This is a genomic window from Streptacidiphilus sp. PAMC 29251 (assembly GCF_054208735.2).
Genome location: NZ_CM135725.2, coordinates 2,878,600 through 2,901,612, shown reverse-complemented (window position 1 = coordinate 2,901,612; position 23,013 = coordinate 2,878,600). Strand labels below are relative to the sequence as shown.

General features: G+C 70.7%; 19 protein-coding genes and 3 pseudogenes. 8 read left to right on the top strand and 14 right to left on the bottom strand.

The features are described from left to right. Window positions 1-238: 238 nt before the first annotated feature. Complete coding sequence (locus tag ACXKR8_RS13550) at window positions 239-1,039, top strand: helix-turn-helix transcriptional regulator (protein WP_458273157.1); 801 nt, start codon at window positions 239-241, stop codon at window positions 1,037-1,039. A gap of 312 nt (window positions 1,040-1,351) precedes the next feature. Here ACXKR8_RS13550 and glnA read toward each other — a convergent pair whose 3' ends face one another. Beyond that, entirely contained in the window at window positions 1,352-2,767 is a 1,416-nt protein-coding gene (gene glnA / locus ACXKR8_RS13545) for a type I glutamate--ammonia ligase (RefSeq protein ID WP_458273156.1), read from the bottom strand. 299 nt (window positions 2,768-3,066) lie between these two features. Between glnA and ACXKR8_RS13540 the strand changes: the two genes are divergently transcribed. Continuing rightward, the gene (locus tag ACXKR8_RS13540; RefSeq protein ID WP_458273155.1) at window positions 3,067-3,537 is read left to right on the top strand and encodes an RDD family protein; all 471 of its coding nucleotides are present in this window, start codon (window positions 3,067-3,069) and stop codon (window positions 3,535-3,537) included. A 144-nt stretch (window positions 3,538-3,681) separates the two neighbouring features. Here the strand turns inward: ACXKR8_RS13540 and ACXKR8_RS13535 are convergent, their stop codons facing one another. From ACXKR8_RS13535 to lipB, 4 genes are all read right to left on the bottom strand, one after another. Beyond that, on the bottom strand, window positions 3,682-4,365 hold the full coding sequence (locus ACXKR8_RS13535; RefSeq protein ID WP_458273154.1) for a DUF4191 domain-containing protein: 684 nt from the start codon (window positions 4,363-4,365) through the stop codon (window positions 3,682-3,684). Between the two features lie 145 nt (window positions 4,366-4,510). Further along, window positions 4,511-4,768, bottom strand: coding sequence for a hypothetical protein (locus ACXKR8_RS13530; RefSeq protein ID WP_458273153.1), 258 nt, complete (start codon window positions 4,766-4,768; stop codon window positions 4,511-4,513). A gap of 165 nt (window positions 4,769-4,933) precedes the next feature. After that, complete coding sequence (gene lipA, locus ACXKR8_RS13525) at window positions 4,934-5,884, bottom strand: lipoyl synthase (protein WP_458273152.1); 951 nt, start codon at window positions 5,882-5,884, stop codon at window positions 4,934-4,936. Window positions 5,885-6,050: 166 nt separating this feature from the next. Then, on the bottom strand, window positions 6,051-6,857 hold the full coding sequence (lipB, locus tag ACXKR8_RS13520; protein WP_458273151.1) for a lipoyl(octanoyl) transferase LipB: 807 nt from the start codon (window positions 6,855-6,857) through the stop codon (window positions 6,051-6,053). A 180-nt stretch (window positions 6,858-7,037) separates the two neighbouring features. On the opposite strand from lipB, the gene ACXKR8_RS13515 reads away from it, so the two are divergent. The 3 genes from ACXKR8_RS13515 to ACXKR8_RS13505 all read left to right on the top strand — a co-directional run bounded on the left by ACXKR8_RS13515 (window position 7,038) and on the right by ACXKR8_RS13505 (window position 10,798). Beyond that, window positions 7,038-8,039, top strand: coding sequence for an aldo/keto reductase (locus ACXKR8_RS13515; RefSeq protein ID WP_458273150.1), 1,002 nt, complete (start codon window positions 7,038-7,040; stop codon window positions 8,037-8,039). Between the two features lie 63 nt (window positions 8,040-8,102). Continuing rightward, entirely contained in the window at window positions 8,103-8,690 is a 588-nt protein-coding gene (locus tag ACXKR8_RS13510) for a TetR family transcriptional regulator (protein ID WP_458273149.1), read from the top strand. Window positions 8,691-9,001: 311 nt separating this feature from the next. Continuing rightward, the gene (locus ACXKR8_RS13505) at window positions 9,002-10,798 is read left to right on the top strand and encodes a regulator (RefSeq protein ID WP_458273148.1); all 1,797 of its coding nucleotides are present in this window, start codon (window positions 9,002-9,004) and stop codon (window positions 10,796-10,798) included. A gap of 54 nt (window positions 10,799-10,852) precedes the next feature. Here ACXKR8_RS13505 and ACXKR8_RS13500 read toward each other — a convergent pair whose 3' ends face one another. Both ACXKR8_RS13500 and ACXKR8_RS13495 read right to left on the bottom strand, forming a co-directional pair. Further along, a complete protein-coding gene (locus ACXKR8_RS13500; RefSeq protein ID WP_458274975.1) occupies window positions 10,853-12,133 on the bottom strand; it encodes an NAD(P)/FAD-dependent oxidoreductase in 1,281 nt (426 codons plus the stop codon). Between the two features lie 355 nt (window positions 12,134-12,488). Then, entirely contained in the window at window positions 12,489-13,415 is a 927-nt protein-coding gene (locus tag ACXKR8_RS13495) for a TIGR01777 family oxidoreductase (protein ID WP_458273147.1), read from the bottom strand. A 41-nt stretch (window positions 13,416-13,456) separates the two neighbouring features. Here ACXKR8_RS13495 and ACXKR8_RS13490 point away from each other — a divergent pair, with 41 nt between their 5' ends. After that, window positions 13,457-13,987 carry a GNAT family N-acetyltransferase gene (locus ACXKR8_RS13490; protein WP_458273146.1) on the top strand — a complete coding sequence of 177 codons (531 nt, stop codon included), beginning with the start codon at window positions 13,457-13,459 and terminating at the stop codon, window positions 13,985-13,987. After that, entirely contained in the window at window positions 13,984-14,970 is a 987-nt protein-coding gene (locus tag ACXKR8_RS13485) for a PfkB family carbohydrate kinase (RefSeq protein ID WP_458273145.1), read from the top strand. Before ACXKR8_RS13490 ends, ACXKR8_RS13485 begins: the two co-directional genes overlap by 4 nt. Here the strand turns inward: ACXKR8_RS13485 and ACXKR8_RS13480 are convergent. From ACXKR8_RS13480 to ACXKR8_RS13450, 7 genes and pseudogenes are all read right to left on the bottom strand, one after another. Continuing rightward, window positions 14,958-15,476 (bottom strand): DUF4240 domain-containing protein, encoded by a 519-nt coding sequence (locus ACXKR8_RS13480; RefSeq protein WP_458273144.1) that lies wholly within the window; start codon window positions 15,474-15,476, stop codon window positions 14,958-14,960. The two genes, ACXKR8_RS13485 and ACXKR8_RS13480, sit on opposite strands and share 13 nt — an antisense overlap. 82 nt (window positions 15,477-15,558) lie before the next feature. Continuing rightward, window positions 15,559-16,263, bottom strand: a complete 705-nt coding sequence (locus tag ACXKR8_RS13475) for a CHAT domain-containing protein (protein ID WP_458273143.1) — start codon at window positions 16,261-16,263, stop codon at window positions 15,559-15,561. 19 nt (window positions 16,264-16,282) lie between these two features. Next, window positions 16,283-17,971 (bottom strand): tetratricopeptide repeat protein, encoded by a 1,689-nt coding sequence (locus tag ACXKR8_RS13470; RefSeq protein WP_462100678.1) that lies wholly within the window; start codon window positions 17,969-17,971, stop codon window positions 16,283-16,285. Between the two features lie 284 nt (window positions 17,972-18,255). Beyond that, a pseudogene (locus ACXKR8_RS13465) lies at window positions 18,256-18,480 on the bottom strand (tetratricopeptide repeat protein); the annotation flags it as partial. Window positions 18,481-18,679: 199 nt separating this feature from the next. Further along, a pseudogene (locus tag ACXKR8_RS13460) lies at window positions 18,680-19,342 on the bottom strand (tetratricopeptide repeat protein); the annotation flags it as partial. Window positions 19,343-19,767: 425 nt separating this feature from the next. Further along, window positions 19,768-19,854, bottom strand: a pseudogene (locus ACXKR8_RS13455) (hypothetical protein); the annotation flags it as partial. 413 nt (window positions 19,855-20,267) lie between these two features. Further along, complete coding sequence (locus ACXKR8_RS13450; RefSeq protein ID WP_462100490.1) at window positions 20,268-21,515, bottom strand: hypothetical protein; 1,248 nt, start codon at window positions 21,513-21,515, stop codon at window positions 20,268-20,270. A 453-nt stretch (window positions 21,516-21,968) separates the two neighbouring features. Between ACXKR8_RS13450 and ACXKR8_RS13445 the strand changes: the two genes are divergently transcribed. Continuing rightward, window positions 21,969-22,922, top strand: a complete 954-nt coding sequence (locus ACXKR8_RS13445; protein ID WP_458266773.1) for a transposase family protein — start codon at window positions 21,969-21,971, stop codon at window positions 22,920-22,922. Window positions 22,923-23,013: the final 91 nt, after the last annotated feature.

Below are 23,013 nucleotides of genomic sequence, written 5' to 3'. Positions count from 1 at the left end.
TGAATCGCCATGCTCGCTCGCGTCGGGAAAGATGAAAATTGGAGCAAGAATCATGCTGGATATTTTCGATCAAATCGAATGGAAGACCCAGAAGATTTTCGGCGAGGATCCGGTTTGTGTGCACGTGGGGAATGCTCGGGAGTGTACGATAAAGAAGCATCCAAATTATTCGAAGTTTCGAACTGAAGCGATCCGGGCGGGAGTCAATTAAGGTCAGAGTTCGCGCATTTGGGAGTCAATGATTGCGATGGGGAGGTTGTGTGACCTGGATGGCGATGACACCTGGCGGCTGGTCATCCTCGACTGCATCGTTCCCTGCTTTCGTTCGCTTTCAGCAAAAATCTCCCGCGATTTCAAGGTAGAGCTTGAAGAAATTCGGTCAGCTATGGCGACAACCGCACTGGAAGTGTGGGCGGACACTGTCAAGGGCGTCCCGCCGCGCCGTGTGAGGGATCGAATGGTGAAGGCAGCCTTTGCCGTGGCCTGGGGAAATGCCGGTTCGCCGGAGTACTCGACAGATGACGTAGAAGTGTTGCTCTGGCCAGAAGGCTCTGCCTCGGTATCCCCGTTGAGGGCATCGTCGATCATCGACGTCAGTAGTATTCTCGACGCAGACGCCGCAGAGCGAATCAGGGGTGAGCGGCTTGGGGCGCTGCTTCAGAGGTTGGGTTGCTTCAACGGTGTGCGGGATTTTCACGATGAAATTCGCTCCGGGCACCGTTCGGGTTCAGTTGGCCATGCGGTGATGATGTCACTGTCGCGAGGTCGAATTTCCGACCAGAACCTCTACTACTATGTCTCGGACCTTTGCCCTTCGTTCATCGGGCTCCGAGAAGCTGCAGTGGTGATGGGGATCGCCGAATCTGCGGCGCATCGGCTCATCAGGGCGGGGGAGTTTCCTTTTCCCGTTGCAAGGGCAGGGCGGAGTTACAAAGTCTCCGTGAGGGCTCTCATGCATTTCAAGGATATTCCTGATGCCATCGTCCATATTGACGACGTCGAGAATGGTGCCCGCCATGCGAGAGGGAACGTGGAGTGAGCCTAGAGGGCCGTCAGTCGAATACTTGCTCCCTCCTGTACTGGCCGCAGAGCGCATTAAGTTCATGCCTTTGCGCAAAAGCATGCCGAAGTGTGGTTGCTGGGCGTCATCGGCGAGGGCTGATCGACAGCAGGCACTGTGTCTCTGAGGACGGTTGCAGGAGCTTGCTGTCAGGCATTTTCAGTTTACGGTGACGATCGGGCGGAAGGCCAGGAGCTGTCACCGAAACAGATTCTCCGCAGGTCAGCGATTTCGCTGACCTGCGGAGAATCAAATGTGAGGTCGCACGTTTTCGTAGAGCGGGACCGGAAGCTACAGGTCGAAGTAGAGCTCGAACTCGTGCGGGTGGGGGCGGAGGGCGATCGGGAGGACTTCCTGGGTGCGCTTGAAGTCGATCCAGGTCTCGATCAGGTCGGGGGTGAAGACGCCGCCGGCCAGGAGGTAGTCGTGGTCGGCCTCGAGGGCTTCGAGGACGGCCGGGAGGGTGGCCGGGACCTGGGGGACCGAGGCGTGCTCGTCCGGGGCCAGCTCGTAGAGGTCCTTGTCGACCGGCTCCAGCGGCTCGATCTTGTTCTTGATGCCGTCCAGGCCGGCCATCAGCATCGCCGAGAAGGCGAGGTACGGGTTGGAGGACGGGTCCGGGGCGCGGAACTCGATGCGCTTGGCCTTGGCGTTGGCGCCGGTGATCGGGATGCGGATCGCCGCCGAGCGGTTGCGCTGGGAGTAGACCAGGTTGACCGGGGCCTCGAAGCCGGGGACCAGGCGGTGGTAGGAGTTCACCGTCGGATTGGTGAAGGCCAGCAGCGACGGGGCGTGCTTGAGCAGGCCGCCGATGTAGTAGCGGGCCATGTCGGACAGGCCGGCGTAGCCCTGCTCGTCGTAGAAGAGGGGCTCGCCGCCGCTCCACAGGGACTGGTGGCAGTGCATGCCGGAGCCGTTGTCGCCGAAGATCGGCTTGGGCATGAAGGTCGCGGTCTTGCCGTTCCGCCAGGCGACGTTCTTGATGATGTACTTGAACAGCATCAGGTCGTCGGCCGCGGCGAGCAGCGTGTTGAACTTGTAGTTGATCTCGGCCTGGCCGGCCGTGCCGACCTCGTGGTGCTGCCGCTCGATGGTGAGGCCGGCCGCGGCCAGCTCCAGCGACATCTCGGCGCGCAGGTCGGCGAAGTGGTCCACCGGGGGGGCCGGGAAGTAGCCGCCCTTGTAGCGGACCTTGTAGCCGCGGTTGCCGCCCTCTTCGACGCGACCGGTGTTCCAGGCGCCGGCCACGGAGTCGATCTCGTAGAAGGACTTGTTCTGCTTGGTCTCGAAGCGGACGTCGTCGAAGACGTAGAACTCCGCCTCGGGGCCGAAGTACGCGGTGTCGGCGATGCCGGAGGAGGCGAGGTAGGCCTCGGCTTTCTTGGCCACGTTGCGCGGGTCACGGCTGTACTGCTCGCCGGTGATCGGGTCGTGGATGAAGAAGTTGATGTTGAGGTGCGATTCCTTGCGGAAGGCGTCGAGCCGGGCCGTGCTCAGGTCGGGGACCAGGGCCATGTCGGACTCGTGGATCGCCTGGAAGCCGCGGATCGACGATCCGTCGAACATCAGGGTCTCGGCCGGATCGAAGGACTCCGCGGGCACCGTGAAGTGCTGCATGACGCCTGGAAGGTCGCAGAACCTGACATCGACGAACTTGATGTCATTCTCCGAGATGTAGCGAGACATCTCGTCGGCGTTGTTGAACATCCATCCTCCTCGGCCCGGCAAGCGCCAGGATTGCGGGTGCGGGACCGCCGGTCCCGCCGGCGGCACCGTGTGGCTCACGATAGGAACAGGCCGTTTCTCGCCTGTGACTCACATGTTTCGCAGTTGTTAACCGCACCAGGTCAACGGGGGAACGACCCTTGGGGTTCCTGGTCGTTGGGGCCTCGGCGGTCGTGTCGTTGTTTCACTCCTTGGAGAGTGGACTAGACCAATATTGGGCCTCCTTCGCTCTTCCTACCCCGGCCGGGGACCGCTAGGCCTCCGGCGGCTACTGTGGGTTTGTGGACGACAGTAGAGATGCGCTCGGATCGTGGATCGAAGGCCCCAAGCTGGGCGCGACGCAGACCGATGGCGACCCCGACTACCGGGGCCAGCGGCTCGGCCTGCCCGAGCACGGCGCCGGATCGATGGCCCCGACCGGGCGCCGCCTGGTGGCCCTGGTGATCGACTGGTGGCTGTGCGCCATCGTCTCCTACGGGCTGATCACCCACGGCAACCTGGCCCAGGCCAACGACTGGACCCTTTTTGTGTTCTTCGTGGTCACAGTACTCACTGTGGGCACCATCGGCAGCAGCCCCGGCAAGCGCCTGCTCGGCATGCGGGTGGTCCGGGTGGACGGCAGCCGGGCGACGCTCGGACAGGTGGCGCTGCGCACCTTCCTGATGATGCTCGCCATCCCCGCGGTGATCTGGGACCGCGACGGCCGCGGCATGCACGACCGCCTGGTCGGCACGGTCGAGGTCCGGATGTAGCGCGAGGCCTGGGTCTCACGGCCTCCGCGAGAGCCTGGGGCAACGGCCTCAGGCACCGGTACGCATGGAGCGGCCCCGGTCGCGTCCCTCGGAGCGAGGTGACGCGGCCGGGGCCGACTGTCGTTGCGGGTGGGGGAGCGGTGGTCAGCGGCCCTTGGGCATCCGCGCGCTCTTGGGCATCGGACCCTTGGGAATGGGGGCGTTGGTCATCAGGTCGCCCATCGCCCGGAGCCGCTCGTTGATCTGGGTGACCTGGGACGGCGGAAGCGTCCGCGGCATCTTGGTCAGGTGCATCTGCAGCTTCTTCAGCGGGATCTGGCCCTCGCCCTCGCCCACGATGATGTCGATCACCGGGACGTTGCCCGCCGCCTTGCTCATCTTGCGCTTCTCGGCTGCCATCAGCGGCCGCAGCCGGTTGATGTTGCCCTCGCCGACCAGGACGATGCCCGGGCGGCCGACCGCGCGGTGCACCGCGTCCTGCTGGCGCGTCGCCGCGACCACGGGGGTGACCGTCCAGCCGCGCTTGATGTTGTTGAGCACGGCCGCGGCTGCGCCGGGTTGCCCGTCCATCTGCCCGAAGGCGGCCTTCTCGGCCCGGCGTCCGAAGATCACCACGGCGGCCAGCAGCCCCGCGAAGAGGCCGAGCACGCCCAGGTAGATCGGGTGTCCGACCGCGAAGCCGATAGCGAGGAGCACCGCGAGGGTGCCGAGCCCGATACCGGCGATGATGAGACCGATTTTCGGGTCGACCCGCTTGGTCATGGTGTACGCCAGACGGATCTGCTTGAGCCGTCCGGGGTTTTCGTCGGTGGTTTCCTGCCTCGCCATGGGGCCATCGTACGGTGCGACCACCCCGGTTTCCCAAGCCCGGGGGCCTGAGTCCGTATCGGGTTGATCTCAGTGCGTTCGAATGGCCGCGCCGCCGGGCCGGCCGGCTGCCCGAGGGGCGGTCAGCGTGCCCGGTGGAGCGAGGTCAGCGGGCGGAGCGGGCCAGGGGTCGGTCGAGCTCCTCGCGGTCCCGGGCATGGCGGCGGTTCTCGCAGACCGCGTCCCAGGCGTTGCGGCGGGCGGTCTGCTGGCCGCTGCCGAGCAGGACCGACTCGGCCATCCGCAGAGCGCCGCCGACGGACCGCAGGCCGCCGCTGAGCAGGCCGGTGCTGATCCCTCCGGTGCTCAGGCTTCCGTTGACGGACGGCCGCCCGGCGGACTGTGCTCGCGATACTGACTGCATGCGGAACCACTCCCCTCGTGGTCGTGCTGTCTGTCCGTGCTCGTGCTGTCTCTCGGGGTGCAGCCTCCGAGGCTCCCACCCCATCGTCACCACACCGTGTTACCGCGCGGTGACCCCCGGGTCAAACATAGGTGAAACCCTCGTGCAGGGTTTCGGGCATTCTGTTCAGACGGTCGTGCCGCGGTGCTCCAGGGCCTGGCGGTAGAGGCGTCCGGCGCGGTACGAGGAGCGGACCAGCGGTCCCGACATGACGCCGGCGAAGCCGATCTCCTCGGCCTCCTGCTGCAGCTCCACGAACTCGTGCGGCTTCACCCAGCGCTCGACCGGGTGGTGCCGGGGGGAGGGGCGCAGGTACTGGGTGATGGTGATCAGCTCGCAGCCGGCCTGGTGCAGGTCCCGGAGCGCCTGGCTGACCTCCTCGCGGGTCTCGCCCATGCCCAGGATCAGGTTGGACTTGGTGACCAGGTTCACCGCCCGGGCCTCGGTGATCACCTGCAGCGAGCGGTCGTAGCGGAAGCCGGGACGGATCCGCTTGAAGATCCGCGGCACCGTCTCGATGTTGTGCGCCAGCACCTGCGGGCGGGACGAGAAGACCTCGGCGAGCTGCTCGGGCACCGCGTTGAAGTCCGGGATCAGCAGCTCCACGCCGGTGGTGCCGGTGGGACGCTCGGCGGTCACCGCGTGGATCTGGCGCACGGTCTCGGCGTAGAGCCAGGCCCCGCCGTCGTCGAGGTCGTCACGGGCGACGCCGGTGATGGTGGCGTAGTTCAGGTCCATCTTCAGCACCGACTCGGCGACCCGTCGCGGTTCGTCGCGGTCGAAGTCGGCCGGCTTGCCGGTGTCGATCTGGCAGAAGTCGCAGCGGCGGGTGCACTGGTCGCCGCCGATGAGGAAGGTCGCCTCGCGGTCCTCCCAGCACTCGAAGATGTTGGGGCAGCCGGCTTCCTGGCAGACCGTGTGCAGCCCCTCCGACTTCACCAGCGACTGGAGCGCGGTGTATTCGGGGCCCATCTTCGCCCGGGTCTTGATCCACTCCGGCTTGCGCTCGATCGGGGTCTCGCTGTTGCGGACCTCCAGTCGCAGCATCTTCCGACCGTCGGGTGCGACAGCGGACACGTAGCGGCTCCCTCAGTGTTGTCGTCCTGCATGGTGACGTAATACAGGTTGTCGTACCGTGCTCTTTACTGCGCGCGCTTTACTGCCAGGCGATACCCCAGGATACGCCTGCGATTCCATGGCTCGAACGCCCGGTTGGACGAGCATTCAGCCTTGGGAACCACGCTCACACGGCAACAGCAGGCGAGGACGGCTGATTCCCGCGCGCCAGCACCTCGTTGAGGTGCCGCTCCACCGTCGGCAGCGCCTCGGCGACGGTCACGTCGCGGCCCAGTTCGGTGCTCAGCGAGCCGACCCCGGCGTCGCGGATGCCGCAGGGGATGATCTGGTCGAACCAGGTCATGTCCGGATCGCAGTTCAGGGCGAAGCCGTGCATGGTCACCCCGCGGGCGACCCGGACGCCGATCGCGGTGAGCTTGCGGTCGTCGCCGCGCTGCCCGGCGTTGGACGCGGCGTACTCGGGGCCGGCCAGCCGGGGGTCGAGGCCGAGCTTGGCGCCCATCCGCAGGGTGAGCGCGCCGATGTTCACCACCCGGTCCGCGTCGACCACGGCGCCGGGCAGCTCCTGGCCGAGCACCCAGACGCCGCTGCGGCCCTCGATCCGGGTGGTGGCCACGCCGAAGTCGGCGCAGGCGCGGATCAGCGCCTCCTCCAGGCGGCGCACATACGCGACCACGTCCATCGGCTCAGGCAGCTTGACGATCGGGTAGCCGATCAGCTGGCCGGGGCCGTGCCAGGTGATCTCGCCGCCGCGGGTGACCTGGACCACCGCGGTGCCGTCCAGCGGGTAGTCCTCGGGCCGGGTGCGGCGCCCGGCGGTGTAGACCGGCTGGTGTTCCAGCAGCAGGACGGTGTCCGGGATCTCGTCGGCGACCCGCAGCGCGTGCAGCCGCTGCTGCTCGGCCAGCGCCTCCTCGTACGGGACCGCCCGCTCGCCGATGCCCAGGTGCACAAACCGAAGCCCGCCGCCCACTGCCGTCACCCCTTGCCCACGTGTCCGTGTCCCGCGGGTCTGCGTCCCGCGTGTCTGTGTTGTGGCCCTGTCGGCAACTCTACGACCGCGGAAGCACACGAAAGAATGACAGATATGGAAATCTGTCAGCGCATCATGCATAGTTGACCGCGACAAGCCACACACCCGAAGGGATCCCCCATGAACCTCCGCCGACTCGGCAGCACCGGCCCCCGCGTCTCCGCCCTCGGCCTGGGCGCCATGGGCATGTCCGGCATGTACGGCCCGGCCGACGAGGCCGAGTCCATCGCCACCGTCCACGCCGCCCTGGACGCCGGGGTGACCCTGATCGACACCGGCGACTTCTACGGCATGGGCCACAACGAACTGCTGATCAGGGACGCCCTGCGGAGCAGCGGCCGGGATCGCGGCGAGGTCGGGATCAGCGTCAAGTTCGGCGCCCTGCGCGACGCCGACGGCGGCTGGTCCGGCTATGACGCCCGGCCCGCGGCGGTCAAGAACTTCCTGGCCTACTCGCTGCGCCGGCTGGGCACCGACTACGTCGACGTCTACCGCCCGGCCCGGCTCGACTCCGCCGTCCCGATCGAGGAGACCGTCGGCGCGATCGCCGAGATGGTGCAGGCCGGCCACGTCCGCCACATCGGCCTCTCCGAGGTCGGCGCGGACACCATCCGCCGGGCCCACGCCGTGCACCCGATCGCCGACCTGCAGATCGAGTACTCGCTGATCTCCCGCGGCATCGAGGCCGAGATCCTGCCCACCGTCCGTGAGCTGGGCATCGGCGTCACCGCCTACGGCGTGCTCTCCCGCGGCCTGATCAGCGGCCACTGGTCGGCGGACCGGCCGGCCGTCCCCGGCGACTTCCGCGGCATCTCCCCCCGCTTCAGCGCCGGCAACATCGACACCAACCTGGCCCTGGTGGAGGCGCTGCGGGTGGTCGCCGAGGCCAAGGGCGCCAGCGTCGCGCAGACCGCCATCGCCTGGGTGCTGGCCCAGGGCGAGGACATCGTCCCGCTGGTCGGCGCCCGCCGCCGGGACCGGCTGAGCGAGGCCCTCGGCGCGCTCGACCTCAAGCTCGACGCCGCCGACCTGCAGGCCATCGAGGCCGCGGTGCCGGCCGGGGCCGCCGCCGGAGACCGGTACATTGCTGCCCAGATGGCACATCTGGACAGCGAGAAGTGACTCGGTGAGACGTGACTCAGTGAGACGTGACGAAGTGAGACGTAGGACCGGAGAAGACCAGCCATGGCGGAATCAGTCCTGAGCACCGAGCAGATCCTGGTGGCGGCGGAGGACGCGCTGCGCCGCTTCGGGCCGGCCAAGGCCACCGTGCTGGACGTGGCCCGGGCGCTCGGGGTCAGCCACGGCACGGTCTACCGGCACTTCCCCAGCAAGGCCGCGCTGCGGGGCGCGGTGACCGAGCGCTGGCTGAACCGCGCCCACGCCGCGCTCCCGGCCGTGGCCACCGGCTCGCAGCCGCCGGACGTCCGGCTGCGGCTCTGGCTGGAGACGCTCTACCAGGCCAAGAAGCACAAGGCCCTGGACGACCCGGAACTGTTCGCGACGTACTCGGTGCTCGTCGACGAGAGCAGTGCTCTCATCGATGAGCACCTGGCCGCCCTGGAGGCCCAGCTGGCGGTGATCATCGCGGAGGGCCAGGACGAGGGCATCTTCGCCGAGGTCGGCGACCCGCTGACGCTCGCCCACACCGTCTTCCAGGCCACCGCCCGGTTCCACGACCCGGCCTACGCCGCCACCTGGGCGACCCCCGCCGCCGACCAGGAGTTCGCCGCACTGGTCGGCCTGCTGCTCCGGGGCCTCGCCGCCCGCTGACAGGCCGTCACCCGAGCCACTGCCTGCGTCGTCACCGAGCCGCTGACCACCCGTCACCCGACCCGGCGACGGGGCCGTCACCGCGCCGCCGCCGGGGCACTCGGCGGGTCGGTCCGGCGCACTGCACCATCCTGACGGGCCATCACCACAACGAGGGGCTGTTGTCACTCGATCGGACGATTGTATTGACAGAATCGGCCATTACGGGTCAAATGCTCGCTACATTCACGCCGTTCCCGTAGGGAGCTCGCGACGTACTCCGAGGGGCGCATCCTCCGGGGCGGCGCGCGCACCCGGAAGGTGTGTGGCACATGTCCCAGCGGCCAGTAACCGACCGACCGTCGTCAGAGACCCGACCCGACCGCTCAGGCACCGCCGAGCGGCCGACTCTCGCCGAGCGCTCCCGGTCGGTCGACCCGCGACTCGGCCAGGCCCGGCCCGCAGTGGACTCAGCGGCCCACGAGGCCCCCCGGTCGCCCCGGGCCGGTGTCGAGCGCCCGCAGGTGGAGCGCGCCCAGGTGGAACGCGCCCAGGTCGCGCGCTCGCACAACCAGCGCCTCGCCGGGCTGATCGAGGAAGCAGGCTTCTCCCACGCCGGACTCGCCCGCCGGGTGGACCAGCTCGGCCTGGAGCACGGCCTCGACCTGCGCTACGACAAGACCTCGGTCACCCGCTGGCTGCGCGGCCAGCAGCCCAGGGGCGCCACCCCGGCGCTGATCGCCGAGGTCTTCACCCGGCGGCTCGGCCGCCGGCTCTCCGCCCAGGACCTCGGCCTGGACGCCTGCGCGCCGGTCTACGCCGGGCTCGAGTTCGCGGAGACCCCGGCCGAGGCGGTCGACATCGTCAGCAGCATGTGGCGCAAGGACACCGGCGTGCACTCCGAGCTGCGCCGGATCGCCTTCACCCCGGCCGGCCTGGTGGTGCCCAGCCGGGACTGGCTGATCGGCCGCAGCGACGACCGGGTCGCCCGCGAGACCGCCCAGGACCTCGGCATCGGCCCCGGCCCGGCCCGCCCCGTCGGGCGACCAGGAGCGGTGCCCCAGGGCCTGGCCCACGGCGTGACCCACGGTCTCGCCACCGGCATCCCGGCGCAGACCCGCCGACCGGCGCTGCCGGGCACCGCCGGAGCGGTCGGCGCCGGGATCCTCGGCGCGCACGGCGAGCTCGCCCCGCCACCGCCGCCCTCCCCGCGCGGCCTGCAGCGGGTCGGCCGCGGTGACGTCGCCGCGGTCCACGCCGTCGGCGACCTGTTCCGCTCGCTCGACAACGCCTACGGCGGCGGCCACGCCAGGCAGGCGCTGATCCGCTACCTGGAGAGCGAGGCCGAGCCGATGCTCCGCGGTCGCTACAGCGAGCCGATCGGCCGCTCGCTGTTCGGCGCGGTCGCCGACCTCACCCGGCTGGCCGGCTGGACCTCCTACGACATCGGCGCGCACGGGCTGGCCCAGCGCTACTTCGTCCAGTCGCTGCGCCTGGCCCAGGCCGCCAACGACCGGCTCTACGGGGCGTACGTCCTGGTCACCATGAGCCGTCAGGCGGTCTACCTCGGCCACGGCCGGGAGGCGGTGCAGCTGGCCAGGGTCGCCCAGCAGGGCATCGGCACCGCGGCCCCCGCGGCCGTCCAGGCGCTGATGCTCGCCGCCGAGGCCCGCGGCCACGGCCTGATCGGGGACGCCCGCTCCTGCACCACCTCGCTGGTCCGGGCCGAGCGCGCGCTGCAGGCCGCCCGTCCCAGCGACGAGATGCCGGGCTGGGCCCGGTTCTTCGACGAGGCGCAACTAGCCGACGAGTTCGGCCACTGCTACCGCGACCTCCAGCAGTGGCGGCCCTGCGCGCAGCACGCGGAACGCTCGCTCCGGCTGCGGGCCGCCGGGTACGCCAGGAGCCGGGTGTTCTGCCGTACGGTGCTGGCCACCGCGAGGCTGGGCCTGGGCGAGGTGGACGAGGCCTGCGCCGCCGCGACCGAGGCCCTGCGCGGCGCCACGGAGATGCGGTCGCTGCGCGCGGTGGAGTACCTCCGCGAGTTCAGCCGTCGGCTCGGCCCGTACCGCGGCACCGCGGCGGTACGGGCCTTCGAGGAGGCGGCCCACGGGGCGGGCATCATCTGACCGGGGGCCGGCCCTGGGTCGGCCCCCGGCCGGCCCCAGTTCCGGGCCCCGGTCCTAGGCCGCCAGGTCGGCGCCCGGGGCCACCGGCAGCCCCAGGTCGCGCAGGACCGCCGCGGCGGCCCTGCGGCCCGAGGACAGGGCGCCCTGGGCGCTGCTGGTGTCCCGGTGGTCGCCGCAGACGTACAGCCCGTGCAGCACCCGGACCGGGCGGCGGAAGTGGTGCGGCGGTGGCATCGCCGGAAGGGCGTCCGGCAGATGACGCACCGCCACGAACTCCCAGCCGCCGCTGTCCACCCCGTAGAGCGCGCCAAGCCGACGGCGGACCGCCGGTTCCAGGGCGGCAGGGCCGTCCGCGTCGAAGGAGCGCCGGCCGAGGACCGTGCCGGCGATCAGCGACGCCCCGGCCGGGGCGTAGGAGCGGTCGACCTCGCTGAGCACCAGGGCGTGCGAGACCAGGCCCGCGCCTCCACCGTCCAGGCGGGGACTGCCGGGCGCACCCGGCTCCGCGTCCAGCAGCAGGTGCGGCGTCGGGCAGGGCGACTCGGCGGCGGCGTGGTAGTAGGTGGTGACCGGGTGGTAGGCGGGCTGGTGCAGCCCCGGCAGCAGGTCCCCGGCCGCACGGGCGTCGGTGGCGATCACCACCGCCCGGCAGCCGAAGCGCCCGTGCCGCTGGGTCTCCACCCCGTCCGCGGCCACGGCGGTGACCCGGATGCCCAGCCGGACGGTGCCCGCGGGCAGCGCTTCGGCGAGTTGCTGGGGCAGCGCCCCGATGCCGGCCGCGGGCAGGCTGAGCCGCCCCCGGGCGTAGCCGCGCAGGGCCAGCTCGGCCACCCGGCTGCTGGTGCCGAGGCCGGGGTCGCCGAGCAGGGCGACCAGCAGCGGCCGCAGCAGGCCCGCCGGGGTGAGCCCGGACGGTCCGGGATCGGCCAGGGCCTCGGCGGTGGTCCGTTCCGGATGCCGCATCAGCCGTTCGGTGGACGTCGCGGCGAGCCTGGACAGCGTCGCGGCCAGTTGGAGCCCGTCCCGCGCCTCTTCGGCACGGATTCCGTCCGCCTCCGCCTCCGCCCCGCCGATCCGGGAGCGCAGCCCCTGACGGTGCACCAGCAGGTCCGGCAGCAAAGGGCGCAGGTCGAGCCGGGGCAGGTCGAGCACGTCGGCCAGCTCGCCGAAGGCGGTGTTGAGAAGGTGGGCGCCGTGGTCGAGCCGGAATCCGTCCCGCTGGTGCGTGGCCATCCGTCCGCCGATCCGGTCGGCGGCTTCCAGTACGGTGACGGAGAGCCCGGCGTCGGCGACCCGGCGCGCGGCCGAGAGTCCGGCCAGGCCGGCCCCCACCACGACGACGTCGACCGCTCGCCGGGCGGCTGGGGCGGGGTGGGTGCGGTACCTGGGAAGTGGCGTTGCGGGCACGTTGACGGCTCCCTCCGTGGCCAGGGCCCCCTCCCTATGGGCGGACCCGACCGGTGCCCAGGTGATGCCCCGTCAATCTCGACGCCAGACAGCGATCCGCGTCCTGTTTTGACGGAAAGCGACAGCATGGGCACGGTGGGTCACCATCGCGCGATGGCGGGACGCCGATGAGCGCGGAGGGTGATCGGTGCTCCCGCATGCGCCCCCTCCGTGCCCCCGTACGCCGCGCCCCGCTGCCCGGCACGCCCCGGGCCCGTCTGCATCTCGGCCGCCCGACCAGGGCTCAGCGGGCGGCCTCGATGGCCTGGTCCACCGTCGGGTGGGCGAAGTGGAAGCCGGCGGCCAGCAGGCGGGCCGGGACCACGCGGTGGCTGCCGATGACCTCCACGGCCATCTCGCCCAGCACCGCCTTTAGCGCGATCTCGGGCACCGCCATCACCGTCGGCCGCCCCAGGACCCGTCCCATCGCCGCCGTCACCTCGGCATTGGTGGCCGGCTCCGGGGCGGTCAGGTTGAAGGCGCCGCTCAGCGACTCGGTGTCGACCAGGTAGCGCAGGGCGGCCACCTCGTCCCGCAGCGAGATGAAGCTCCAGTACTGCTTCCCGCTGCCGAGCCGCCCGCCGAGACCCAGCTTGAACAGCGGGAACAGCCGCCCCCAGGCCCCGCCGTTCCCGGCCACGACCAGCCCGGTGCGGGCGTGGGCCACCCGGATCCCGGCCTCGGCCGCTGCCGCGGTGGACTCCTCCCACTCCACGCAGACCCGGGCCAGGAAGTCGCCGCCGGCCGGCGCGGTCTCGTCGACGACCTCGTCGTCGGTCTGCCCGTAGATGCCCACGGCGGAGCCGCTGACCAGCACCTTCGGCGGCTGGTCCAGCCCGGCGAGGGCCTCGGCGAGGGTGGTGGTGCCCAGCACCCGGCTGTCGTGGATCTGCTGCTTGTACGCGGTGCTCCAGCGCCGGTCGGCCACCCCGGCGCCGGCCAGGTGCACCACGGCGTCCAGCGGGCTGCCGTCAGCGCCTTCCGCGAGCCCCTTGCGGTCGATCTCGCGCAGCCCGGGGTTCCAGCGGACCTCCGTGCTGCCGTCGGCCTGTACGGCCGGTGGCTTCCGCACCAGACGGACCACCTGGTGCCCGTCGTCGAGCAGCGAGCGGACGAGTTGTGAGCCGATGAGTCCGGTCGATCCAGTGACAGCGATACGCATGCCCGACATTCTCTCAGGCCGACCTGTCCGTCAGCTTTAGGCTTGCCCCCATGTCCGCTCTCACTACCGCCGCCGGCCGCACGCCCCCTGACGGCCCCGTCATCCGTCCCGCCGAGTTCGCCGACGGCCCCGCCCTCGCCGCGCTCGACCACCGCTGCTGGTCCCGGCTCAGCGACGTGCAGGAGCGCTCCGCGCCGCCCGGGCCCGACACCGTCTTCTTCGACGAGCGCCACCAGCCCGAGCAGTACCGGCTCGCCCTGCTGGACGACGAACTCATCGGCTACATACGCCTGATCCGGCCGACTCCGCTGCCGAGCAACGCCCATGTCCGGATGATCCAGGGCCTGGCCGTGGACCCCTCGGCCCGCCGCCACGGGGTGGGCCGGGTGCTGATCGAGGCCGTCATCGCCGAGTCCCGCCGGGCGGGCGCCCGCCGGGTCACCCTCCGGGTGCTGGGCCACAACACGCCGGCCCGCAAGCTCTACGAGTCCCTGGGCTTCGTCGTCGAGGGCGTGGCCCCCGAGGAGTTCTACCTCGACGGCCAGTACGTGGACGATGTCGCGATGGGCCTGACTCTGTGACCGACGAGGCGGTGACGGACGACGTCGTGGCCGATGACGCCGCTGCCGACTTCCTGGTGATCGGCGAGTGCGTGGCCGACATCGTGCGGGCCCCCGGCCGCCCCGACGTCCCGCACCCCGGCGGCAGCCCCGCCAACGTCGCCTACGGCCTGGCCCGCCTCGGTCGCGGCGCCACCCTGCTCACCCAGCTCGGCGCGGACCCCATGGGCGACCTGATCGGCGCCCACCTGCGCTCCGCCGGCGTCCGGATCCGCACGGACGGCCAGCAGGACGTGCGAACCCCGACCGCCCTGGTCACCCTGGACGGCCACGGGCACGCCTCCTACACCTTCGACATCGCCTGGACGCTGCGCAGCACCGCCCCAACGCCTGGGGCAGCGCCTGAGTCGGCGCCCACCCACGTCCACCTGGGCTCCATCGCCGCCGTCCAGGCGCCAGGAGCCGCCGCGACGCTGGAACTGGCCGCGGCGCTGCGGCCGCGGGCGTCCGTCAGCTACGACCCCAACATCCGGGCGGCCCTGCTCGGCGCCCGGGACGGGGTGGTCCGCCGGGTGGAGCGCTGTGTCGCGCTCAGCGACCTGGTCAAGGCCAGTGACGAGGATCTGGCCTGGCTCTACCCGGGCGACTCGCCCCAGGCCGTGGCGGACCGCTGGCTCGCGCTCGGGCCAGCGGCCGTTCTGGTGACGCTGGGCGGCGAGGGCGCGGTCGGCTTCACCACGACCGCCCGCGCCACGGTCCCCGCCGGGCCCGCCACGGTCGTGGACACGGTCGGGGCGGGCGATTCCTTCATGTCCGCCGCGCTGGACGCGCTTGCCGGGCTGGGGCTGCTCGGCGCGGCGGCCCGCCCGGCCCTGGCCGCGCTGGACGCGGCGGCGCTGACGTCCGTGCTGCGGCAGGCCGCGGCGGCGGCCGCGATCACCGTCTCCCGGGCCGGGGCCAATCCGCCGGACCGGGACGAGCTTCGGGCGGCTCAGGAGCCGTAGCGCTCCCAGAGCCGGGGGAAACGTTCCGCCATGATCCGTGAGTTGTCGAAGTCGATACTGTCGCCGGAGGGTTCGCCCGACTTGGTACGGATCCCCAGATCCGGCAGCGGCAGTGCGGTCAGCTGCTCATATGCCTGCGCGGCGGCGTCGCCCAGCTCCTCGGCGTCGCCGTCGTCCTCCTCGTCGAAGTCGGGCACCAGCTCCGCCAGCTCGTCCGGGTCGGCGAGCGCGCCCTCGAAGACCTCGCGGCCCTGGCCGACCAGCCAGCAGCAGAAGTACTCGAAGCCGTCCTCGCTGGCCCCGCCGAGCAGCAGGTCGGCCGCGCCCCACACATCCCAGCGCCAGGCCCGCGCCAACCGCGCCTCAAACAGCCGTGCGAAGTCGATGACCTCGTCCGGTGTCCGCTCCCCAAGGCGTTCGACCAGCAGGTCCGCGTGCTCCACAGGGTCGCCCTGGGCGCCCTCGCGCGTGTCGTCGATCAGCTGCCAGAAGTCCGTCTCGTCCATGCCCTGATCCTCGCAGGTATTTCAAGCCACTGCCCACGCCCCTGCTGAACACTCCCGGGCCTTGACCGCCCGGGGCCTCTGGTCAGCGTGGATCCGCCGGCCGCGCGCCGAGGACGCGCTTACGGGTACGGGCCGCGTAGGCGGTGGCGTCGGGCTTGGACGGGTCCCGGGGGAGCGGCACCATCAGGGCCGGCGGGACGAGGAAGAGCGCCTCGGCGGCCTCCGCGGACCCGTCGTGGAGGAGCAGTTCTCCCGGATATCCGAACAACTCGGTGTTGGCCGCCGCCAGAGTGAAGGCCTTCGCCACGGAATGGCCGTAGCCGAGGGCCCGGTAGAACCCCTCCCCGAACAGCGCGGCCTGAGCGTCGGGAAGCTGCCCGGCGGCCGAGAGCACACAGCACCCGACAGCTTCGGCGAGCCCGCGCCCGAGGGACGCGCTCGCGCAGGCACTGAGCACGACCAGCCGCAGCGGCGGAGCGAACTCCCGCAGCAGCTTCACCAGGCCGGCGAGGACGACTGGCGCGTCCCCGCCGTCGGCGGTACGGAAGCGGAGACCGTACTCTGCGCTGCCGTGCCCGGAGAAGTGGACGACGGCGGGGCTGTGCTCAAGCAGCAACGGCAGCAGGTCCTCGGCCCGGACGGCCTGCGCGCAGTGGAACGCCAGGCCGGCGGCGTAGGGCGCGGGGGCGACTGCCTCGCGGATCGCACGGTACTCGGTGCCGGTATCCGGGCCGTCCTGACGCGGAGAGCCTGCCTGCAGCATCAGGATCCTGGTGGCGGCGGTCATGGCGGGCGGCGGGGGCGGGTCAGGGCCGTGTGGCGAGCACGGCCTGGAGGAGGGTGCTGAGCGCGCGGGCGTGGTCGGGACTCCGGCCGATGAGCGCGGCGATCTCGGCCGCGCAGCGATCACGGGCGTCAGCTGTGCTGGCAGCGGTGACCTCGGCGAGGACGGCTGCGGGGTCGTTGGTGGGAGTGTCGGCGAGGAGAGCAGCGATCAGGAAGTGAACGGTTGCGGGGTACTCCTCGCCGAAGACAGTGCCCTCGATTTCGGCTGCTCGAGCCAAGAGTTCCGGGTCGGCTGACTCAAGCGCTTGCTGGACGAGGTCATGCAAGGAGTGACGGTCAGTGAGGAAGTTGTATGTGGGGCTGACGCCGAGTCGCAGTGCCAGAGCGAGCAGCGCAGCGTGAAGAAAGACTGACACGTCGGCGTTCTCGCTTGCGGAGAGATCCTCCAAGATCGTCACACTGTCGGCGTCCAGGATTTCCGGATGGGCGAGTAGAAATTCCTGTGACTCAGACCAACTTGGTTTCTCTATCCATTCGGTGAGCAACTCCGATAGCAGCAGCGGACGGTAGGTGGCTGTTGCGCCCGTCGAACGCACGGATTCGATCAGCTGGAGATGGAAGTCGGCACCTGAGTAGTGAAGGTTGAGTTCCTCCAGGGCGATTGAAGATTCGGGGGACAGCAGCTCCGGGGAGTGCTCCTCCAAATAGGCGAAGGAGGCTTGCCAGGAAGGAGTGTTGAGCCACTGGGAAACCAGGTCGATGGACTCGGAGGAGATGGCAGCCCATGCAGGGAGTGGTTGGCCGGTGGCGGATAGCCAGACGGAGCGGAGCGTGGGTGCTGTGTCAGGTAGGGAGCGCAGGAGATAGCGGGCTCTTAGGACGGTCGCACCAGAGATCTCGGTGTTCTCGCTATCGACCAGCGATATCAGTGCGCGGATGCCTGCCTCAGCGTCGTGGTGCTGGAACAGAAATTCAGCGAGAGCGCAGCTCAACTGTGCTGCGGCATCCGGGAGCTCCTGGAAGTCATCAATGGCACTACGGAATGCGCCAAGGGCGGTGTCGCGCTGTCCGATGTCGGCCAAGTGGTTGGCGAGGTTGTTGAGGGAGCTGGCGAGGTTGGGGAGGTAGGCGGCGGGGTTGGCCTGGGCCATGGTGCGGCGCAGGGTGACGGCTTCCTGGGCGGGGGCCAGGGCGGCCTCGCGCTGCCCAACGCCGGCCAGGTGGTTGGCGAGGTTGTTGAGGGATGTGGCGAGGTCGGGGAGGTAGGCGGCGGGGTTGGCCTGGGCCAGGGCACGGTAGGTGTCGGCGGCTTCCTGGGCGGGGGCCAGGGCGGCCTCGCGCTGCCCAACGCCGGCCAGGTGGTTGGCGAGGTCGTTGAGGGACATGGCGAGGTCGGGGAGGTAGGCGGCGGGGTTGGCCTGGGCCATGGTGCGGCGCAGGGTGACGGCTTCCTGGGCGGGGGCCAGGGCGGCCTCGCGCTGCCCAACGCCGGCCAGGTGGTTGGCGAGGTTGTTGAGGGATGTGGCGAGGTCGGGGAGGTAGGCGGCGGGGTTGGCCTGGGCCAGGGCACGGTAGGTGTCGGCGGCTTCCTGGGCGGGGGCCAGCGCAGCCTCGCGCTGCCCAACGCCGGCCAGGCTGAGGGCGAGGTTGTTGGAGGCTGCGGCGAGGTCGGGGAGGTAGGCGGCGGGGGTTGGCCTGGGCCAGGGCACGGTAGGTGTCGGCGGCTTCCTGGGCGGGGGGCCAGCGCAGCCTCGCGCTGCCCAACGCCGGCCAGGCTGAGGGCGAGGTTGTTGGAGGCTGCGGCGAGGTCGGGGAGGTAGGCGGCGGGGTTGGCCTGGGCCAGGGCCACGGTAGGTGTCGGCGGCTTCCTGGGCGGGGGCCAGGCAACCTCGCGCTGCCCAACCTCGGCCAAGCGGATGGCAAGGTTGTTGAGGGATGTGGCGAGGTCGGGGAGGTAGGCGGCGGGGTTGGCCTGGGCCATGGTGCGGCGCAGGGTGACGGCTTCCTGGGCGGGGGCCAGGGCGGCCTCGCGCTGCCCAACGCCGGCCAGGCGGTTGGCGAGGTTGTTGAGGGAGCTGGCGAGGTCGGGGGAGGTAGGCGGCGGGGTTGGCCTGGGCCATGGTGCGGCGCAGGGTGACGGCTTCCTGGCGGGCGGGCCAGGGCGGCCTCGCGCTGCCCAACGCCGGCCAGGTGGGTTGGCGAGGTTGTTGAGGGACATGGCGAGGTCGGGGAGGTAGGCGGCGGGGTTGGCCTGGGCCAGGGCACGGTAGGTGTCGGCGGCTTCCTGGGCGGGGCCAGGGCGGCCTCGCGCTGCCCAACGCCGGCCAGCTGAGGGCGAGGTCGTTGAGGGACTGTGGCGAGGTCGGGGAGGTAGGCGGCGGGGTTGGCCTGGGCCATGGTGCGGCGCAGGTGACGGCTTCCTGGGCGGGGGCCAGGGCGGCCTCGCGCTGCCCAACGCCGGCCAGGCTGAGGGCGAGGTTGTTGAGGGATGTGGCGAGGTCGGGGAGGTAGGCGGCGGGGTTGGCCTGGGCCAGGGCACGGTAGGTGTCGGCGGCTTCCTGGCGGGGGCCAGCGCAGCCTCGCGCTGCCCAACGCCGGCCAGGCTGAGGGCGAGGTTGTTGGAGGCTGCGGGTCGGGGAGGTAGGCGGCGGGGTTGGCCTGGGCCAGGGCACGTATGGTGTCGGCGGCTTCCTGGGCGGGGGCCAGGCAGCCTCGCGCTGCCCAACGCCGGCCAGGCTGAGGGCGAGGTTGTTGAGGCTGCGGCGAGGTCGGGGAGGTAGGCGGCGGGGTTGGCCTGGGCCAGGGCACGGTAGGTGTCGGCGGCTTCCTGGGCGGGGCCAGGGCAACCTCGCGCTGCCCAACCTCGGCCAAGCGGATGGCAAGGTTGTTTGAGGATGTGGCGAGGTCGGGGAGGTAGGCGCGGGGGTTGGCCTGGGCCATGGTGCGGCGCAGGTGTCGACGGCTTCCTGGGCGGGGGCCAGGGCGGCCTCGCGCTGCCCAACGCCGGCCAGGCGGTTGGCGAGGTTGTTGAGGGAGCTGGCGAGGTCGGGGAGGTAGGCGGCGGGGTTGGCCTGGGCCATGGTGCGGCGCAGGTGTCGGCGGCTTCCTGGGCGGGGGCCAGGGCGGCCTCGCGCTGCCCAACGCCGGCCAGGTGGTTGGCGAGGTTGTTGAGGGACATGGCGAGGTCGGGGAGGTAGGCGGCGGGGTTGGCCTGGGCCAGGTTGCGGTGTCGGCGGCTTCCTGGGCGGGGGCCAGGGCGGCCTCGCGCTGCCCAACGCCGGCCAGGTGGTTGGCGAGGTTGTTGAGGGACATGGCGAGGTCGGGGAGGTAGGCGGCGGGGTTGGCCTGGGCCATGGTGCGGCGCAGGGTGACGGCTTCGGGCGGCGGCTTCAGGCGGGGCCAGGGCCTCGCGCTGCCCGCCGGCCAGGTGGTTGGCGAGGTTGTTGAGGGATGTGGCGAGGTCGGGGAGGTAGGCGGCGGGGTTGGCCTGGGCCAGGGCACGGTAGGTGTCGGCGGCTTCCTGGGCGGGGGCCAGGGCGGCCTCGCGCTGCCCAACGCTGGCCAGGCGGTTGGCGAGGTTGTTGAGGGACATGGCGAGGTCGGGGAGGTAGGCGGCGGGGTTGGCCTGGGCCACGGGGTGTGTCGGCGGCTTCCTGGCGGGGGCCAGGGCAACTCGCGCTGCCCAACGCAGCGGATGGCGGCGAGTTGTTGAGCGAGGTCGAGGTAGGCGGCGGTAGGCCCGCCAGGGCACGTAGGTCGGCCGACTCCACGGGGACCACACACGCCGCATGGCGCGTTGTTGCGAAGGTAGGCGGCAGGGGCTGAGCGCAGGTCGCCAGGCACCGCCGCGTGTAGGCTCGCCGGCATTGCTCCCTCCGGCGTGGCTCGATCCCGCGGCTCGATCCCACCGCCAGGTCGCTGCCGATCTGGTAGCGGGTAGTACATCCCTGCTCGCCGTCCGCCTCCACGACGTAGCGGCGTCAAGCAGCTGAGGTCTGTCTGGGCTCAAGGCTGACGCCATTGCCTCCCACTGAGCGGGAATCCGTTGCCCTCCGGCAGCGCCAGGCGCGGCGCTCCGCGCTCCGCCATCGAGGTCGGCTGCGAAGGCTGCTGCGATGGAGCCAGGATCTCCTCGCGCCAGAGAGTATCGGGCCTGGCCAGCAGCTCCTTAGCGAGATGGGTGGAGACGATCCGGGCGAAGAGGAAGCCTCCGTCGCTGTCGATGGCCCGCCGCGCGAGATAGGGCGCGATCTCGCTCACCTGATCTGCCGTCAATTCGACAGCTCGGAGGCGCGCGGTCAGGTAATCCTGAAGATCCTCAAGAGTGTTCGGCTCCTTGTCCAGCTCGACCGGGATGACCCTGGACCCGATGGTCCTGGTCAGCGCTACGGCCAGGGGCTCCTGTGGTTGCCGTTGCAGCTGGAAGGGTCGGTCCCTGGTCGCCAGGAGTACTCGTGCGATCTTGCTCAGCGGAATGAGGAGGTCCTCGGCGATGCTGTGGGCCTCGTTGGGGGCGGCCTCGTCCAGGCCGTCCAGCAGGATCGCGGTCGGAGGGTCGTCGGCGTTTCCGCGCTGCTGGAGTGCGTTGAGCAGGGCCGCTGCTGTCTCCGGTTCGGGGAGGCCGAGTTGCTGCGCCAGCTCCACCGACAGCCGCAGGGTGGTCATCCCGCGCAGGTGCACGGAGGCGTCGACGCTTCGCTCGCCCGGATCCGGGTCGTCGGCACTGAGCGCGCCGTGTTTGATTGCGGCGTCACGCTGGTCTGGGTCGGAGAGAGCCGCGATACGTCCGACCACGGCTGACTTGCCGCAGCCCGCGCCGCCGGTCAGCAGGAACAGGCCGGGCTGTTCCTCCTCCAGCCAGTCGATGATCTGCCGCAGCACCCTGGTCCGGCCGGTGAAGAACCAGCCCTCCTCGGTCGGGGCACGTCCCTGTGAGGCGACGACGAGGTGTTCCACCAGCGCCTCGCGCTGTTCCGGGAGCCAGTTCGGGTTGTGGAACATCGTCCTGGGCTGCCCTTCGGTCACATGCACCGGACGCTGATCCGCGGTGGGCCACTCCGCCAGGATCGCCTGGGCGAGGGTTGCCCCGCTGATGCCCTTGTTGCGGACGCTCCACTCGTGCCGGTAGGCGGATCCGCTCGGTCCACTGCTGAGCAGCTGACGTGCCGTCTCCAGCAGCAGGCCTGTCCCCTGCGCGTCCTCGTTCGCCTGGGAGCTGGTGAGGATGCCGACCCAGGTCGCGCGCCCTGCCACCAGCGACTGCCCCTCCGCAGTCCCAGCACTTCCTTCAGCGACTCCTCCGCGAAGGCTCCGGAGTCGCAGGTGTCGATCAGGATGAGGATCTGGTCCGCGCCGCTGTCCAGGGAGCGCTGGGTCAGTACGGCGGAGTCGTAGGTCTCGTCGCGGTCCCGGATGTCGGTGGTGTCCGTGGCTGCCAGGCGAAGTTGCGTGCCGCCCAGGAGCTTTGCGTGCCCCGACCAGATGATCAGCGCGGAGCCATGACCATGTTCCGCGCGGTGCCACTCTGCCCAGGCCTTGACCCGGTCCTTGATCTCGGAAAGCGGCCGGTCGTTCACGATCTCGGACTGGTAGCCGAACGGCCCCAGCTGCTGAGCAAGTTGCTCCACCTGGCCGACCGCGCCCTCAAGCCGGTCGAAGTGCGCATACGGCGCGGTGTACGAATAACGATCGTGGTATTGCCCGGACATGAAGCAGGCCGTGCGGTGGAGTGGTGTTGTGACGCATCACCCGGGCCGCACGGCCTTGTCCAAGCGTATCTTCACCGGCCTCCAGCCGCGGCGACTCGGCAAACTCGTCGCCGAACTCGCCGGCGTCTGGACTGCTGCCGAGGAATCCCGGCTGCGTGAACGCCGAGGCCACGAGCGGTTGCGTGCGGCCGGGGCCGGCCCCGACCACGATCTGGTGTTCGTGGACCGGATCATCGTGACCCTGGTGGCGCTGCGCTTCCAGCTCCCGCACGCGGCCCTGGCCGAGCTGTACCGAGTGGACCGCTCCACGGTCACCCGCGCGATCCGTGAGATCAGACCGCTGCTGGCCGCACGCGGATTCGCCGTCAAGGACCATCCCGAGCTGCGGCTTCGCACCCTGGCCGACGTCTTCGCCTACGCGGCGGCCGAGGGCGTCGAGCTGCGATTCGACGGGACCGAGGTCCAGGTCCGCCGCCCGCGCGCCAACAAGCCCGGCCGACGTGCGTTCGTCTCGGGCAAAAAGAAGATGAACACCAAGAAGGCCACCGTCGTCACCGACGGCCAGGGCCGGACTCTGTGGGCCGGGGCGTTCCGCCCCGGGCGGATGCACGACCAGACGGCGGTGCGCACCGAGGGAATCGCCGACCTGTTCAGGCAGTTCCCACAGGTCAAAGCCAAGGTCGACGCCGGATACCGGGGCCTGGCGAAGGAGTTTCCCGACCAGGTCCAGGCTCCGCCGCTCAAACCGAAGAAGGACGCGACACCCCAGGAACTCGCGGCCTGGAACGCGGAACGCCACCAGCAGTCGTCGGAGCGCATCTGCGTGGAGCACGCCAACGCCGAGCACAAGCAATGGCGCACCCTGCAACGCTTCCTCGGCCGCCGCGAAGACTTCGACGAGACCTACACAGCCGTAGCCGGCCTGGTCTCCGACCGCGCTGCCGAGAGGTGATCACCCATCAGACAACCCGCCAGGCCGACACGCCCTGACCTCAATCGCACACAGCGCCGATAGTGCTCGGTCACCACGCCGAGCAGGCTCC

Excerpts from the sequence above, each read along its gene's own strand:
- ACXKR8_RS13550 (WP_458273157.1), top strand. The coding sequence starts at position 239 with ATGATTGCGATGGGGAGGTTGTGTGACCTGGATGGCGATGACACCTGG.
- glnA (WP_458273156.1), bottom strand. The coding sequence starts at position 2,767 with ATGTTCAACAACGCCGACGAGATGTCTCGCTACATCTCGGAGAATGAC.
- ACXKR8_RS13535 (WP_458273154.1), bottom strand. The coding sequence starts at position 4,365 with ATGGCGAGGCAGGAAACCACCGACGAAAACCCCGGACGGCTCAAGCAG.
- ACXKR8_RS13530 (WP_458273153.1), bottom strand. The coding sequence starts at position 4,768 with ATGCAGTCAGTATCGCGAGCACAGTCCGCCGGGCGGCCGTCCGTCAAC.
- ACXKR8_RS13515 (WP_458273150.1), top strand. The coding sequence starts at position 7,038 with ATGAACCTCCGCCGACTCGGCAGCACCGGCCCCCGCGTCTCCGCCCTC.
- ACXKR8_RS13510 (WP_458273149.1), top strand. The coding sequence starts at position 8,103 with ATGGCGGAATCAGTCCTGAGCACCGAGCAGATCCTGGTGGCGGCGGAG.
- ACXKR8_RS13505 (WP_458273148.1), top strand. The coding sequence starts at position 9,002 with ATGTCCCAGCGGCCAGTAACCGACCGACCGTCGTCAGAGACCCGACCC.
- ACXKR8_RS13495 (WP_458273147.1), bottom strand. The coding sequence starts at position 13,415 with ATGTCGGGCATGCGTATCGCTGTCACTGGATCGACCGGACTCATCGGC.
- ACXKR8_RS13490 (WP_458273146.1), top strand. The coding sequence starts at position 13,457 with ATGTCCGCTCTCACTACCGCCGCCGGCCGCACGCCCCCTGACGGCCCC.
- ACXKR8_RS13480 (WP_458273144.1), bottom strand. The coding sequence starts at position 15,476 with ATGGACGAGACGGACTTCTGGCAGCTGATCGACGACACGCGCGAGGGC.
- ACXKR8_RS13475 (WP_458273143.1), bottom strand. The coding sequence starts at position 16,263 with ATGACCGCCGCCACCAGGATCCTGATGCTGCAGGCAGGCTCTCCGCGT.
- ACXKR8_RS13445 (WP_458266773.1), top strand. The coding sequence starts at position 21,969 with ATGAAGCAGGCCGTGCGGTGGAGTGGTGTTGTGACGCATCACCCGGGC.